This window comes from Cupriavidus sp., from assembly GCF_057315035.1.
Genome location: NZ_DBHKYV010000009.1, coordinates 129,329 through 144,566 on the forward strand (window position 1 = coordinate 129,329; position 15,238 = coordinate 144,566).

14 protein-coding genes are annotated in these 15,238 nt (G+C 62.0%); 7 read left to right on the forward strand and 7 right to left on the reverse strand.

Annotated elements, in window-relative coordinates:
- Positions 1-31 precede the first annotated feature (31 nt).
- Positions 32-727 (reverse strand): phosphatase PAP2 family protein, encoded by a 696-nt coding sequence (locus ACO550_RS14535; protein WP_315593087.1) that lies wholly within the window; start codon positions 725-727, stop codon positions 32-34.
- 160 nt (positions 728-887) lie between these two features.
- Positions 888-1,598, reverse strand: a complete 711-nt coding sequence (locus ACO550_RS14540; RefSeq protein WP_315593086.1) for a glutathione S-transferase C-terminal domain-containing protein — start codon at positions 1,596-1,598, stop codon at positions 888-890.
- A gap of 162 nt (positions 1,599-1,760) precedes the next feature.
- Here ACO550_RS14540 and ACO550_RS14545 point away from each other — a divergent pair, with 162 nt between their 5' ends.
- Positions 1,761-2,294, forward strand: coding sequence for a fumarate hydratase (locus tag ACO550_RS14545; RefSeq protein ID WP_315593085.1), 534 nt, complete (start codon positions 1,761-1,763; stop codon positions 2,292-2,294).
- Positions 2,295-2,360: 66 nt separating this feature from the next.
- On the opposite strand, the gene ACO550_RS14550 is transcribed toward ACO550_RS14545, so the two are convergent.
- Complete coding sequence (locus ACO550_RS14550; protein ID WP_315593084.1) at positions 2,361-3,662, reverse strand: ATP-binding protein; 1,302 nt, start codon at positions 3,660-3,662, stop codon at positions 2,361-2,363.
- A 49-nt stretch (positions 3,663-3,711) separates the two neighbouring features.
- A complete protein-coding gene (gene cqsA / locus ACO550_RS14555) occupies positions 3,712-4,971 on the reverse strand; it encodes an alpha-hydroxyketone-type quorum-sensing autoinducer synthase (RefSeq protein WP_315593083.1) in 1,260 nt (419 codons plus the stop codon).
- A 386-nt stretch (positions 4,972-5,357) separates the two neighbouring features.
- Here cqsA and ACO550_RS14560 point away from each other — a divergent pair, with 386 nt between their 5' ends.
- Positions 5,358-5,855: a hypothetical protein gene (locus ACO550_RS14560; RefSeq protein ID WP_315593082.1), complete on the forward strand. Its 498-nt coding sequence runs from the start codon at positions 5,358-5,360 to the stop codon at positions 5,853-5,855.
- Positions 5,856-5,861: 6 nt separating this feature from the next.
- On the opposite strand, the gene ACO550_RS14565 is transcribed toward ACO550_RS14560, so the two are convergent.
- Positions 5,862-7,004: a citrate/2-methylcitrate synthase gene (locus ACO550_RS14565; protein WP_315593081.1), complete on the reverse strand. Its 1,143-nt coding sequence runs from the start codon at positions 7,002-7,004 to the stop codon at positions 5,862-5,864.
- Positions 7,005-7,129: 125 nt separating this feature from the next.
- Between ACO550_RS14565 and ACO550_RS14570 the strand changes: the two genes are divergently transcribed.
- The 4 genes from ACO550_RS14570 (at position 7,130) to ACO550_RS14585 (ending at position 10,677) form a co-directional block, all read left to right on the forward strand.
- Positions 7,130-8,083, forward strand: a complete 954-nt coding sequence (locus tag ACO550_RS14570; protein ID WP_315593080.1) for an NAD(P)-dependent oxidoreductase — start codon at positions 7,130-7,132, stop codon at positions 8,081-8,083.
- 31 nt (positions 8,084-8,114) lie between these two features.
- Positions 8,115-8,795, forward strand: a complete 681-nt coding sequence (locus tag ACO550_RS14575) for a fumarylacetoacetate hydrolase family protein (RefSeq protein WP_315593079.1) — start codon at positions 8,115-8,117, stop codon at positions 8,793-8,795.
- A gap of 47 nt (positions 8,796-8,842) precedes the next feature.
- A complete protein-coding gene (locus tag ACO550_RS14580; RefSeq protein WP_315593187.1) occupies positions 8,843-9,601 on the forward strand; it encodes an SDR family NAD(P)-dependent oxidoreductase in 759 nt (252 codons plus the stop codon).
- Positions 9,602-9,687: 86 nt separating this feature from the next.
- The gene (locus ACO550_RS14585; RefSeq protein ID WP_315593078.1) at positions 9,688-10,677 is read left to right on the forward strand and encodes a tripartite tricarboxylate transporter substrate-binding protein; all 990 of its coding nucleotides are present in this window, start codon (positions 9,688-9,690) and stop codon (positions 10,675-10,677) included.
- Between the two features lie 199 nt (positions 10,678-10,876).
- On the opposite strand, the gene ACO550_RS14590 is transcribed toward ACO550_RS14585, so the two are convergent.
- On the reverse strand, positions 10,877-11,440 hold the full coding sequence (locus tag ACO550_RS14590; RefSeq protein ID WP_315593077.1) for a lipocalin family protein: 564 nt from the start codon (positions 11,438-11,440) through the stop codon (positions 10,877-10,879).
- Between the two features lie 155 nt (positions 11,441-11,595).
- Positions 11,596-12,777: an ATP-binding protein gene (locus tag ACO550_RS14595; RefSeq protein WP_315593076.1), complete on the reverse strand. Its 1,182-nt coding sequence runs from the start codon at positions 12,775-12,777 to the stop codon at positions 11,596-11,598.
- A 418-nt stretch (positions 12,778-13,195) separates the two neighbouring features.
- Between ACO550_RS14595 and rpoD the strand changes: the two genes are divergently transcribed.
- Positions 13,196-15,157, forward strand: coding sequence for an RNA polymerase sigma factor RpoD (rpoD, locus tag ACO550_RS14600; RefSeq protein WP_315593075.1), 1,962 nt, complete (start codon positions 13,196-13,198; stop codon positions 15,155-15,157).
- Positions 15,158-15,238 lie beyond the last annotated feature (81 nt).

A 15,238-nucleotide genomic window follows, 5' to 3' on the forward strand; every position in this document is an offset into this window, starting at 1 on the left:
GTGGTTGCTGGATCCCCCAGGCATTCAGCGCTCAACTGCCCCTGATAATCGCCGAGCCCAGCATCAGCACCTCGTCGAAATGCGTCACCAGTCCGAAACTGAGCAGAAACATCGCCGTATTGAACAATGCCTCGTACCGTCGGGAAAGGCTTAGTATCGGGGCCGCAATCAAGTGGCGGCATGGGGTCAGGTTAAGTAGCAGGCAAAGCGCAATGCCGATCACCGCCCCACCGAGAATGTCGGTCGGGTGGTGCAGGCCCACATACACACGTGACAGGCATATGCCGAAAAACGTGTAGCAAAGGGCGACGATACCCACCCGCCACGACGCTACCGTCGCGCCTGTGGCAACGGCGAACCAGAGCATGGCGTGATCGCTGGGAAACGCGCTCCAGGTGCGAATCCGGTCTTCCGAGGACATCGGAAAATGCAGGCCCAGCGCCGGATTGGCAAAAGGCCGCAGACGAAACGGTATCAAATGAGCAAGCAGGCGCCCGACGGCCAATGCAAGCAAAGCGGCCACGATGGTGGTGACAATGATTTCCCGATTGCGCTCGCGGCTTCTGACGTCGGTTTCGCGAAACCAGAGCCACCATAGCAGCGCCACCAGTGGCACACCGCGTAGCAGATAGAACTGGGTCATGGCCATCGCCATGCGATCGACGAACTCCGAGCGGAATGCAAACTGGTTGAGAAAGTGCAATACGCTGTCGTCGAATCGGTTCATGTCCCCTCTTTATATTTCGCTTCTTGCCAACTCCGGGCAAGGCGTTCCGCAGGCCTTGGAGTATAGGAACACGGGCGCCGGACGACCATGCCTGGCGGACGACCATGTTGGAACACGCACACTGCTTAATCCAGGCTTAATCTTTTGAGTCAACCATGAATCACGTTCCCGGCGCCGGCGCCCCCATCACGCGCGCGTGAATGCCCTGGCAATGACGCACCAGATTCGGGCGAGACAGCACGTATTGCCGCAATGGTGTGTCAATCTTGTAGTAAAAGATATTCGCAACAAACCCGTAGATTGCGGCATCGATCGATGCGGGTTGCGCGCCGAACACGTATCCCGTTTCGCCGATCAGGTCGGCCACGACGCGCAAGTCCGCAATGCCTCGCTCATAGACCTGCTCCGGGGCATAACGCCCAATCCCCTGGAAGTGATATCGCTGGCGGTTGTACTCCCGCGCGCCTTCCAGCGTTTCGAGTGTGATGTCGGGATGGGTTGCACGCAGGGCGTCGCGAAAAGCTGGCCAGAATCGGTCGTCGCGCCAGCGCGAATAGCTCATCGGCCAATAAAGGTCGTCAAGCGTACGGCGTACCAGCAGATCGAGATTCCTTTGCCCGACCGAGAGACCTTTGTCCAGCGTCAGGTCATAGCGCCCGGTCAGGTAGGCCATGATGGCGTCGCTGTCGCCAACTGATTTGTCGCCATCCGTCAGATAAGGCAGTTGGCCTCTTGGTGCCTGGGAGGTGTCCAGGACATGGCAATGCTCGAACTCCAGCCCGCATAACCGCATGAATGCGAACACCTTGAGACCGAACGGATTGTTGTCGGCTACGCCAAAAAGATCGGGATAGGAATAGAGCTTGAGCATGGCATCGAACTCCCAGGACTTCGTCGTGAATCGATTCTCCTCGCTATTCTGGAAGAAAGTGTAATTTCAAAGCGACAGTTGATTTCACGACGGTAATGGTTTTCATGGTCGTTCACTGCTACACTCCGGCCCCATCTGAAACCAATAACAGAGAACTACTTCATGGCCGCAAACAAGATCGCCACCGCCAAGCGCGTAACGAAGAAAATCGCAGTGCCTGCAAAGAAGGCCAGCGTCCTGGATCGCGAGGCCAAGGCCGCGCAGAAGCAACTGGACAAGCTGCGCGCAGAACTCGCCAAGCAGGCAGCGGCCGGCAAGAAGGCCATCATCAAGGCACGTGCCGAACTGAAGAAGCTGAAGGATACGGCCCGCGCTGCGCTGGCTGCAGAAAAGGCAGCTGCCAAGGCCAAGCCGGCAGCCAAGGCCAAGGCTGCAACGAAGCCCGCCACGAAGCGCGCTGTCGCGCCGAAGGCTGCGCCCAAGGCCGCCAAGACCGTAAAGGCTGTGAAGGCCGTGAAGGCTCCCAAGGCAGCCAAGCCGGCAGTCGCCGCCAAGCCTGTCAAGGCTGTCAAGCCGGTGAAGGCCGCTGCTGCACCGAAGGCTGCAGCCAAGCCGGCCGCAAAGGTTCGTCGCGTGAAGGCCGCCGCTCCGGCCACGCCGGCACCGGCAGCGCCCGTGGCCGCTACCGCAGTCTAAAGACTCGCTGGAATAAGAAAGGGGCAGCTTCGGCTGCCCCTTTTTTTCGTTCGTGCGTCGGGTTTATTACTGCGGATACGGAAAGCGAATATCGAACTCGGTGAACTCGTGCTCGACCGAACTGCAAGAAATGGTCGCGCCCCAGCTCTGCAGCACGTCCTTGCAGAAAGCCAGGCCGATGCCGGTGCCGCGATGCGCCGGGTATGAGAAGAACGGCTGGAACATCCGGGCCAGTACGTGCGGGGGCACCCCAGTTGCGGTGTCGCGGAACAGGACATGAATGGCATTCCGCCTGACTTCGCACCGAATCTGGATATCTCCCTTGCTTGCACGCCTGATCGCTTCCAGCGCATTCTTGGTCAGGTTGGTAATGACCAGTTCGAACAGCTGGGCATTCCCCATGACGTAAGCCGGCTCCGGCGCATCGATCGAGACGATCTCGTGCCCCAGGGGGCCGAAAGGGAATCTGCCAATACACTCGCGGATCGAGTGGCCGACGTCGAAAAGATCCTGTTTGGCGGAGTTTGGATCCTTGGAATTGGCCACCAGCAGTTCGATGCTGTTGCTAACGTGGGCAATATCTGACTGAATCCGCGCCACGGCATCGAGCAGGGCCTCGCGTTGTGGCGCGTCGCTGGCAAGCACCATGGGCAGCCGCGCCGTGAGGCCATTCGCGGTCATCGAGAGGCTGGTCAACGGCGTGCGCAACTCGTGTGCAACCGTGGCCAGCGCCACGGCCATGCCGCGCCGCTTCTGCTCCACCAGTATCTGGCGATCGAGCTTGATCACGATCAGCACCGCGATCACGAACGCCAGGATCGGCAACTGCAACAGCACCGGCTCCCAGGGGATGCCCGCCATCGAGTGCCCGGCCACCAGGAACATGGCAACCGCCGCCACGGCGCCCGACAGCAGCGCGAAGGTCGCGAAAGCAACGCTGAAGTGGTACAGGATCACCACCGCAATAATCACCGATTCGGCCCATACCAGCGAACCGTGATTCTCCAGGTACAAGAAGATAAAGGCGAACGGCATGCCCACGGTAATGGCAAACAGCGCGTAGGCCGGCAGCCAGCGTTTCTGCGAGAACACCGATGCAAACAACAGCGGTGCAAACAGCACGGTGCAGACCAGCCGCAGCCAGATATTTTCATATGGCTGCGGAAAAACGTAGGACCAGATGACATAGTAGAGCGGGTGTCCGATGACACCCAGGGCTCCGACCATCTGGATCCTGCGCAGCCGCGCGACGCTTTCTTCGTCCAGCAGCGTGGTGCGCGAGGCGGTCTCGAACACCGTACGCCAGATATAGCGGCCCAGCCGTGCTCCTGCCGAATGCCCGCTTGCTTGCTCTTGCGTTGCTTCCATCTCCAGTTACAACTCCCAGAGGGACTCAGGCATTGGCCCGCCTATGCGCCTATGCATTAAGGGATCCGCGCCGTGCGCGGCGCGTCGATGACCATTCATCCAGCCGCACTTCGTCACGGATCGTTTCCAGAACGTCCACGAGGCGACCGATATCATGGGAGGTGAGTTTCGCATGCAGCGTTAGGCGCATCAATGCCCTATTCTTGGGGGTAGCGGGAGCGCAAAAGACCGCACCAAATATCCCGTGCCGTTGCAGCGCATCGCGCAGCAACTTGACCTGGGGCTCGGTCCCGGCCTCCAGGCCGATAATCTGCTCGGAACCATCGCTGATGTTGTAGCCAAGCGCCGAGATTGCGGCTCTGGTGGATCGGGTGATCGCGTGTAGTGTTTCCCGGCGGTCGTCGGCCGCGGTAATGAAGTCGATTGCGGCATCGAACCATGCAACCTCGTGGCGCAATAGCCCGGAACTGAAAATGGCAGGACGGGATTCCACGGCGAAGAAGTCCTTGAAAGCGGTCGAGCAGGCAACAAAGCCGGCGCGTCCGCCAAACGCCTTGGCCAGCGAGGCGGTCCGGAAATGGACCCGGCCGGACAACCCAAGCTCACGCACCAGTCCGCCGCCACACGGTCCGTGGGTGCCCAGCGAGTGCGATTCGTCGACCACCAGCACCGAGCCGGTGGCCTCTGCAATGCGCACGTATTCTTCGATGGGGGCGACACTGCCGGTAGTGCTGTAGACCGAGTCCACCATGATCACGCCAGGACCAATGCGCTCGACCTGGCGCAAGGTGTGGGCATGATCGTTATGGCGAACCGGAACCGCCTGCGCACCGGCGGCGCTGATGCCCTCCCAAAGCGAGGCATGGCCGTTCATGTCTATATAGACCGGTACGCCGGGCCCCGCAATGCATTGCACCAGGCCCACATTGGCCGCCCAGCCTGATTGGGCAATCAGCCCGTCCTCGGCTTCCATCAGCGCAGCCAGTTTGCGCTCGACCCGCTGCTGCGGGGTATCGCCATGTCGGAACACCGACGACATCAGCAGTTCCGGCTGTTCGTCGAGCAACGCCCGCGCCTGTGCCTGTACCAGGGCTTTTTCGCCGAGCAGGCAGAGATAATCGTTGCTGCTGAGATGGAGCGCGTCGGGTCCTGGCGTGCGCCCATGAAGCAAATGATCTCCATCCCATAGCTTGCCCATTCGCTCAACAAAATGGGTATCCATTCGTGTCGTAATCCACGCAGGCAACGGCGCAGATGCGCCAGGACTGACAAAATTTGTCGGTCTTGAATACAAAACGGGATGCGACATTGACTTTCCTCCGGTTAGTGGCCACACCATGATTGAACTTGGATGAACTTGGACTGACGTTTTGGAAAGCTTGAGGCTTGTCGTCTTGATATGGACAAACGCCCTTCTTTATTCGGGTTTTTGCGCGCTGTTATCAGGGCATTTGACGTTGTTCGAGCGCAACAACGATGAAATAACGACGCAACGACAGCACCACGACGGTTACAACGTTCGCGATCGGCATCGCGCGCACCGCGTTCATCGTCCAGGCGGCTGGCCTGCCATCGACCGCCAGGGGTAGCAGGCCCGCAACGCCGAGTCGGCTAAAATCGCGGTCTTTCCGAGGCCCCCTCCCCTGCATTCGACCTTCGCGGCGGGAAGCCCCTCAATGAACCGGTGCAAGCTGCATGTATCAAAGCGACGAAAATTTCTCGGAAGACGACTCTTCCCGCATCCATGAGCCCAGGCTCTGGCGCGACAAAGGCTGGACCGCCCGCGTGATCAAGAACGAGGATGGCGATGGCTGGGCCGTCGAAATGATCAGGGATGGCAGCGCCGAACCCGCGCTGGTCGGACCATGGACGATGGGACGCAACAAGGTCGATCCGAAGCCGCTGGATGCAACCGCCCACCAGACCCTGGTCAAGACGGCTTCGGAAGTCATTCGCCGGCACGAGCAGCAATTGCACGCGCAACTCAACAAGCAGCTTACCGTCGATGTGGGATCGGATGCAGTAACCGTCAGGCTAGTTGTCACGCCGGACGAATTCGAGCCGTTTGGCACCCTGACGGCCATCAGCCCGTTTGGCGATGTGCTCGCGACGGTCAAGGTGCGACCGGATTTCAAGCTGACGCGGGATAGCGCTTCGCGCTGGGCCGCCGAAGGATTCGGCAAGATCCGCTGATCAGATTCATCCCTTGTCCGGAAGCACGCCGACATAGCGGCCGCGCGGCCGGATGACCTGACCGACTCCGAGTTGTTCCAGGCTATGCGCCAGCAGCCCGATGCTGCGCGCCGTGGCGAACATCCCGAATGCGGCATCGTCAGGCAGCCCATAGTGGGTGGACAGCGCCGCCAGTGCCACGTCGATATTGGGTTGCAGGCCGGTCAGGCGGGTCGCCTTCCCGATAAACCGTGCGATCACTGCCGGCGGCTCGAACATGGCCAGCAACGTGGTCGCACGCGGATCGCCCTCGGGATACAGATGGTGTCCGAACCCCGCCAGCGGCTGTCCGGTGGACAGGTAATGGGCAATCACCTGATCCTCGCCCTGCCGTTCCAGCTCATCGAACAGCGCCTTGACGCGGCCCGAGGCATCGCCATGCAGCGGCCCCGACAGCGTGGTCAGACCGGACAACAGGCAAGCCGGTAGCGATGCACCGGTCGACGCCGTAATGCGCGTCGCGAACGCCGAACTCGTCAACTCGTGGTCCACCAGCAGGACCATTGCCGTCCGCAGCAGTTCTGCCACCGCTGGCGTCTGCCCCCAGCCTTGTGCGAAACGGAGGTGCAGCGGTTCTTGCCCCGGCTGGGCGCCAAATGCATTGGCCAGTTGCCCGACCAGTTCCTGCCCTTCCACTTGCAACACCCGTTTCATACGACCGTGCGTGGAGTGTCCGGTGGCCGCGAGCTCGGCCAGCGTCCGGAATGCCGCCACACGGCCGGGTCGCGCCACCTTCACCGACGACGAAAAATCCACCGGCTGCCCTGAGTCCCACAGCAATTGCGCGGCCTCTTCCAGCGTGGCCGTCGCCGCCAGGGCCACTGCATCCTGGCCGCGCAGGTACAACCGTTCGCGCACGAATGTGGAGATCGCAGTCGGAATGCTCGGCTCCGCCCCGAACAAGGTGTTGGTGGCCAGCGTCTCGTGCTTGCGGCCGGCCTGCTTGCGCCGGGCAAGCGTCGCGACATCCTCGGCACGATAAAGGCTGCGCCGCGTATCGGCCGGGTCGGACATGACTTCGATCTTGCCGCGGCTTACGTACGCATAGACGGTTTGCGGCCGCACGCCAAGCCGCGTGCACGCCTCGTCCATCGACATCCAGGAACCCATATTTGACTCGCTCGCACTTATTTATGTTGATTTTATATATCAATATTGCATTGACAATCAACTATTAACTACCATGAGTTCCACATTCCAGCCGCCCACGAAAGCTCAAACAGCCACGACAGCCCATGAAGCCGCAGATCCTGCAACTGAATCCCATCCTGATTCCCGCCGCCAATGAAGAGCTGGCAGCACTCTACGAAGTGCACAAGTATTTCGAGATTGAAGACCAGGCCACCTGGCTGGCCCAGCATGGCCCGTCGATCCAGGCCGTGATTACCGGCGGACATACCGGGATTTCCCGCGCGATGCTCGAGCAGTTGCCGGCGCTGAAGGTGGTAGCCGTGAATGGCGTTGGCACCGATGCGGTGGACCTGGCCTATTGCCGTGAACGCGGCCTGCCCGTCACCGCAACGTTGGGGGCACTGACCGAAGACGTGGCCGATCTGGCCATCGGCCTGCTGATTGCCGCATGCCGGAATATCTGCGCCGGCGATCGCTTTGTGCGTGACGGCCAGTGGGAACGCTTCCCGCAGCCGTCGGCCATTCCGCTGGCGCGCCGCTTCAGCGGCATGCGGGTTGGCATTGTTGGCATGGGACGCGTGGGACGCGCGGTGGCTACGCGGGCCGCGGCCTTTGGTTGCCCGATCCGCTATACGGATCTGCAACGCATGGACGACCTGCCGCATGAGTTCGTATCCGATCTGGTCGATCTGGCACGCGACAGCGATGCGCTGGTGCTATGCGCGGCGGCTGACAAGGCTGAAGGCATCGTCAATGCCGCAGTACTCGATGCGCTGGGCCCGCGCGGCTTCCTGGTCAACGTGGCGCGTGGACGTCTGGTCAATGAAGTGGACCTGGCACAGGCCATCGAGGCGGGCAGCATCGCTGGCGCAGGCCTCGATGTATTCGTGGACGAACCGCGCGTGCCGCTGGCGCTGCGCCAGTCGGACCGCACGACGCTGCAGGCCCATCGCGCCAGCGCCACCTGGGAAACGCGCGCGGCCATGATCCGCATGGTGCTGGACAGCGTTGCCGACGGGCTGGCCGGCAAGCGCCCGGCCATGAGCCTGACCACCTGAACCCGCGAACGTATCCAACTTCAAGAGCGTCATGATGGAATTCGTTCTGCCAGTACCGGCTCCCAGCACGCTGCCCGTGACCAACAGCAAGGCGCAGTTCCCGATCGCGAGGGTCTTCTGCATCGGGCGCAACTATCGTTGGACCGCGAACGAGCCGGCGCCGACCGAGATGCCTGCATGGTTCATGAAACCGGCCACCGCCGTGGTGCAGGCAAAAGGCGCGCTGCCTTATCCGCCTGGCACGGAAGAGTTTTGTCATGAAGTCGAACTCGTGGTCGCGATAGGGCAAGGTGGCCGCGACATCGACCCGGCTCAGGCAACGGCACATGTGTGGGGCTACGCGGTAGGACTCGACATGACGCGCAGGGACCTGCAACAGCAAGCCAAGCGGGTTGGCGGCCCATGGGAACCAGCCAAGGCCTTCGATCATTCGGCACCCTGCAGCCCAATCGTGCCGGCAGCGGCATGCGGCCACCCGCACGACGGCGAGATCTGCCTCGCCGTCAACGGCACCACGCGTCAGCGTGCCGACCTGTCCGACCTGATCTGGCCCGTTCCCGACCTGATCGCCATGCTGTCGCATTCCGTAACGCTGATGGCTGGCGACCTGATCTTCACCGGCACGCCGGTGGGCGTTGGCCCATTGCAGCGCGGCGATGTCATCGATGCCAGCGTGACCGGCATTGGCGAAATATCGCTGACCGTCGCGTGACGGCAACCTGAACTTTGATAGAACCTCCGGAGACAACCGTGAATGCAGTGAATGCTCCCAAGAAAATTGCGTTGGTTACCGGCGCCGGCAGTGGCGTCGGTCGCCTGACCGCACTGTCCCTTCTTGAAGATGGATGGACCGTGGTGCTGGCCGGACGCCGCGCCGACCCGCTGCAGACCCTGGTAGCCGAAGCCGCTGCACGCGGCCAGACCGCGCTGGCCGTACCGACCGACGTGACCGACCCCGCCAGCGTGCAGGCGCTGTTCGACACCATCGAGCGCGAGTTCGGCCGGCTCGACATGCTGTTCAATAACGCCGGCGTCAATGCGCCCGCGGTGCCGATCGACGAACTGCCGCTGGAGAAGTGGTTCAACGCCATCAACACCAACGTTACGGGCGTGTTCCTGTGTGCACGGGCTGCGTTCGGACTGATGCGTCGGCAGTCGCCGCAAGGTGGCCGCATCATCAACAACGGTTCGGTGTCCTCGCAAACGCCGCGACCGTTCACCGCACCCTATACCGCCAGCAAGCATGCAGTCAGCGGCCTGACCAAGGCGCTGGCGCTCGACGGCCGCGCCTTCAACATCGCGGCGGGCCAGATCGATATTGGCAATGCGCTGACCGAGCTGTCTGAGCGCATGACGCGCGGCGTGCTGCAGGCCAACGGCACCACCGCGCCGGAGCCGATGATGGACGCGCGCCACGTGGCCAATGCGGTGCGCCATATGGCTTCGCTGCCATTGGACGCCAACGTGCTGAACATGACGGTCATGGCCAGCGCCATGCCATTCGTGGGTCGCGGCTGAAGCCAGACCCCGCGCCCTGGCACATCACGCTCCAGGGCGCCCAAAGAGTTGACTCGAGTTGACCAGCATCCAAACGGAGACACCCCATGCGATTCACCACCACCAGATTCACTACCCTGATTGGCGCCGCGGCCGGCTGCGCGGCGCTGATGATGGCGCCCGGACAGGCGTCGGCGCAAAACTATCCGACCCGTCCGGTCACGATCATCGTCCCGGCACCGGCCGGCGGCGGCATCGACCTGATCGCGCGCGTGGTTGGCGAGAAGCTTTCGGTAAAGTTCGGCCAGCCCTTTATCGTCGAAAATCGCCCGGGCGCTTCCAATAACCTCGGCACCGCCGTGCTTGCCAACGCCAAGCCCGACGGCTACACGATCGGCATCGTGGGCGGCAGCCACAATATCAACAAGTTCCTGTTCAAGAACCTGGGCTGGGACCCGGAGAAGAGCTTCGAACCGATCGTCTATACCCACGAGATCCCGCTGGTGTTCGCGGCCTATCCAAAGCTGCCGGTGAAGACGGTGCCGGAACTCGTGACGTGGATGAAGGCCAATCCGGCCGAAGCCAAGGTGGCAACGTCCGGTCGCGGCAGCGCACAGGAAATGGCCGCCGAAATGTTCCGCATGGTCAGCGGTGCGCCGGTACTGCTGGTGCCCTACAAGGGCTCGTCGGCAGCCCATCCTGACCTGATTGCCGGTCGCACGGTCCTCTACATCGATACCATCAGCGCCGTTCTGGAACAGGTCAAGTCAGGCAATGTACGTGCGCTGGCCGTGTCGACGCGCAAACGCTCCAAGGCGCTGCCCAATGTGGCGACGGCCGAAGAACAGGGCCTCAAGGGCTATGACGCCAACACCAACGGCGGCTTCCTGGCACCGGCCGGCACACCGAAGGAGATCGTGGCCAAACTGAATGCCGAGATCAACGCCGCACTGAAGCTTCCGGAAGTCCGCGCCAAGCTGGAAACCGCAGGTATCGAAGTCCAGGGCGGCACGCCGCAGGAATACGCAGCGGTGATCAAGTCCGACCTCGCCAAATGGGGCAAGGTCGTCAAGGAAGCCAATATCCAGGCCGAGTAAGCAGCGGCAAACCAGGAACGAAGAACGAAGCACGAAGCTGCGGGTTGTTTAACCACTAACGCCGCGAGCCACGCCCAAGTGCAAACAGAAGGTAGTGTCTTGGTTTGATCCAGCACCGTAGCATTCGATGCGCCGGCCCTCTCCCCCGCCCCTCTCCCGCGCGCGGGAGAGGGGAGAACACCATTGGCAAGCTGCAATCTCAATGCATCGTCATGCGCAGAAGCGAGGTGTCGTAGCCAAGTTCAGCCACATGGGCCACGAGCGAATCCGCCAATTCGCGCGATGGAGCGGCGTCGCGTGTAAGGAGCCACAGATAGCGGCCCGACGGCTCGCCGACGATCGACCACGAATAGTCGTCGCCATGATCGAGCACCCAGTAGTTGCCAAAGAAGAACGGTCCAAAAAACGATACTTCAAGCTTGGCACCATCGCTGCCCGGCACCACGCGGGCACGGCCTTCCGACGTGCGCGACTTGCCGTCGGCGCACTCTTCATGGCATGTATTACGCACCGAGATCAGTCCGTCGTCGCGCTTCGCATACTCGGCTGTCACGCCTTCGCATCCGCGCTCGAAACCGTTTTCATAGCGCGCGTATTCGTACCATTTGCCAAGGTAGCGATCGAGGTCCACGGGCTTGGCCGGCTCGGGTACGGCCGCATTGCCGCGCTTGCCGGGAGAGAACTTGCTGTATGCGCTGGCCGCCAACGCGGCACCCGCCAGGGCAATACCTGCCGCAGCCAGCGGCGATAGTGATCGTTTCACGCAGCACCTCCATCGTATCGGGGCGATCGGAGATAGATAAGGATAAGGCGATCGCTCATTCCACCGATTCTGAAACACCGGCGCGGCGCTCAAGAATCGGACGAATGCCGACATGGATGTCGGACGTGCCTGACGAAGAAGGAACCTCGTTGGCGCTATTCGATACGCGCGGCGGTGTTCGCGGCCACGCGACCGTTGACATCGGCCAGTGGCAGCCGGATGGTGAACTCGGCGCCTCGGCCAAGGCCTTCGCTGCGCGCCACCACAGTGCCGCCGTGCATCTCCACAAGCGTGCGCACCAGCGTCAGCCCGACGCCGAGCCCACCCTGCCCGCGCTGATGGCGATCAACCTGCATGAACATATCGAAGATCTTCGGCAGCATCTGTTCAGGAATACCTATGCCGTCGTCGCGGACCGTCACGACGGCGCTATCACCGTCGCAAAAGGCTTTCAGTTCAATTCGGCCGCCGGCATCGGTGTACTTGGCGGCGTTGTTGAGCAGATTGGCAATTACCTGAGACAAACGTACCGGATCGCCGTCGACGAAGATCTCCAATCCTGGCCCCTCGACCCGGAGCTGGTGATGCGCCGCATCTATCAGGGGCCGGCTGGTCTCGACCGCACTTTGCAGCACGGCACCCAGATCTATGCGCTGCTTGCGCAGTTCGATTGCGCCGCGCGAGATACGCGACACTTCCAGCAGGTCATCAACAAGGTGCACCATGTGCCTGACCTGCCGCTCGAGCATCTGCACGACGCTCGACGTGGTCGCCGGATTCCCTTCGGACAACTTGAGGATGTCGAGCCCGGTCCGGATTGGCGCGAGTGGATTGCGTAGCTCGTGGGCGAGCGTGGCAAGAAATTCGTTCTTGTGGCGATCCGCTTCGTTCAGCGCCATCTCGGCGCGTTTGCGGGCGGAGATATCGTGAAACAGGATGGCCACCCGCAATTCTTCTGGCTCGCCGATCCGGTAAGCGTAGACGTCGTACCAGCGCTTCAGCGCCGTAGCGGCGAGCTCGAACCGCTGGGCTTCGCCGGTCACTGCGATGCGCCCGTAGACCTCGAACCAATGCTCTTCGTGCCCCGGGGCCAGGCTGCGCATGGAACACCCTTCGGCACCGCTCAGACCGGTCTGGTACTCGAACGACCGGTTGACTTCCTCGAAAACGTAGTCGTAGCACCGTCCGGCGCCATCGAGCAGCACGCGAATGATGCAGTAGCCTTGGTCGATCGATTCAAACAGGGTTCGATAGCGCGCCTCGCTCGCCTTGACGTCTGCCAGCAGCCGGGTCATTTCTTGAAGGCGGGTGTCGTGGCTTGAATGGGTGTCGGACATGTGGGTCGCAAGCAACGCCCGTCCCCAGGGTTCAGGGGGCGGACAAGGCGCCATTATCACCCGGTCAGCCCGCTACCGCGCCGCCCTTCGGCCGGTCCCTGCGGCCACAGTGTGGCAAACCAGACTTTCACTCTGCCCATCGACACAATCGGGAACGCCAGAATCACCGAAGCACCAGCAATCAGATATTGCGTCGCACAACGACGTCCGGTATGATGTGCGGTTCCCCATTTTGCGCACAGATTAATTCGCGAGCGGCGTACGCGCCCCGACGATCTGTGCGAATCTGTGCGTCATTCCACGATTTCGTTCGCATCCCGACACGCTTGACCCGGTCGTCAAGTCAGCGACGATCGTCGGCCAAACTGTCGAGGAGAATGTATTGGCAAATCCGGTTCGCGACGATTCAGCATCCCGCATGAGTGCGGTCACCCCTAAGGCTGGCCGCCGCAAGCCAGCAGGCAAGACGCAGGCGGTTGCGTCACCTCTGGACAGCGTGGCCCTGGCCAACCAGGACGAGGAGCGCCAGCGCCAGATGCGCGCGCTGATCGCGCTCGGCCGCGAGCGCGGCTATCTCACCCATGCGGACATCAACGATCACCTGCCCGACAACTTCACGCAAACGGCGGCGATGGAAACCATCGTCAGCACGTTCAGCGACATGGGTGTGTCGGTATATGAGCAGGCACCTGACGCGGAAACGCTGCTGCTGAGCGACGCTGCGCCTGCCGCTGCGTCCGACGATCAAGCGGACGAAGAGGCGGAAGCTGCACTGTCGACCGTCGATTCCGAATTCGGCCGCACCACGGATCCGGTCCGGATGTATATGCGCGAGATGGGTGCCAGCGAACTGCTGACCCGCGCCGGCGAAATCGAGATCGCAAAGCGCATCGAAGGTGGTCTCCAGGACATGATCCAGGCGATCGCCCAGTGTCCGTCCGTGGTCGCCACGATTCTTGCAGATGTAGACCGCATCGTTGCCGGCGAACTGCGTATCGACGAACTGGTCGATGGCATCACCGTCGACGTGGCCGAAAGCGAAGGCGACGAGGCACTGGAGTCCGATGACACCCAGGTGGAAGCCGACGCCTCCGACGACGAAGACTCGGACGATGACGACGGCGAAACGGGTGCCGGCGATTCGGAAAAAGCGAACGCAGCCCGCCTCGAGCAACTCACGACCGACAGCCTTGCGATCTTCGCGCGGGTGCGTGCACTGTTCGAGCAGTTGCCCGATGCCCCGGTTGCCGGCAAAGCCCGCGCCGCGGCCGTCGTGCAAATGCGCTCGGAGATCCAGAGCGAACTGGCGCCGATCCGCTTTACCGCCAAGACCATCGACCGCCTGTGTGCCAGTGTTCACGACCAGGTAACCGAGGTGCGTACGATCGAGCGCAGCATTCTGGAGATTGCCGTCGAACGCTGCGGCATGCCGCGCGAGGCATTTATCGAGGTCTTCCCGGGCCACGAGACCGACCTTGAGTGGACCACCCGCACGGCGGCCACGTCACAGGAATTCGGCCCGGCGCTCGAGCGCCATCTGCCGGCGATCCAGTCGGCCCAGCAGAAGCTCATCGACATCGAGACCCGCGTCTCGCTGCCGCTCCAGCAGCTCAAGCAGATCAATCGCCAGATGGGTGCCGCGGAAAAGAAAATGCGGCAGGCCAAGCGCGAGATGACCGAAGCCAACCTTCGTCTCGTGATCTCGATCGCCAAGAAGTATGTGAACCGCGGCATGCAATTCCTGGATCTTATCCAGGAAGGCAATATCGGCCTGATGAAGGCGGTGGACAAGTTCGAGTACCGGCGCGGCTGGAAGTTTTCGACATACGCCACGTGGTGGGTCCGCCAGGCCGTCACGCGTGCGCTCGCCGATCAGGCACGGACCATCCGCGTGCCCGTGCACATGATCGAGACGATCAACAAGCTGAACCGGATTTCGCGCGAGATCCTGCAACAGACGGGACAGGAAGCCCATCCGGCCGTACTGGCCGAGCGCATGGAGATGTCCGAGCAGAAGGTGCGGGATATCCTCAAGATCGCCAAGCAGCCGGTCTCGCTCGAAACCCCGGTTGGCGATGATGCCGACGCGACGCTCGGCGACATGATCGAGGACGTTTCGGCAAGCTCACCGGCCGAGGCCGCCATTCAGGCGAATCTGCGTGCCGCGATCAATGAGGCACTCGACGGCTTGTCGCCGCGCGAAGCCAAGGTCCTGCGGATGCGTTTCGGGCTCGACATGGCCTCGGATCACACGCTGGAAGAGGTTGGCAAGCAGTTCGACGTGACCCGCGAGCGGATCCGTCAGATCGAGAGCAAGGCCATGCGCAAGCTGCTGCATCCGAGTCGCGCGGACAAGCTGAGGCTCTTCCTCGAGCGTTAAGCAAAGTCAGAGCGAATCCGGGAGCGCGCCCCTCAGGCCGCTCCCGGGAACCTCGCAGACTTCACAGACACGCACCTGCAG